Below are 243 nucleotides of genomic sequence, written 5' to 3' on the forward strand. Positions count from 1 at the left end.
TAATGGAACTTTAGTAATCAGTTTCGTTGGTTTTGAAACTGTAAATGAGGTAATAGGCGGAAGAACCAAGCTTACTATTGCTCTTAAAGCAGTATCTCAAAGTTTGAATGAGGTTGTGGTTATCGGTTACGGTACACAAAAGAAAGCTTTGATTACTGGTGCTTCTACAAACTTAAAAGGAGAGACGCTACAAGAATTGAATACAGGTTCTGCAATGGAGGCGCTTCAAGGAATTGCACCAGG

The 243-nt window shown here is 39.1% G+C and carries 1 protein-coding gene; it reads left to right on the top strand.

All coding sequences use genetic code 11. From position 1 onward, the window contains the following. The coding region (locus ACWA1B_RS23405) for a hypothetical protein (RefSeq protein WP_456911081.1) at positions 1-243 on the top strand (243 nt) is incomplete at both ends.

The sequence above is a fragment of the Flavobacterium xizangense genome (assembly GCF_054075145.1).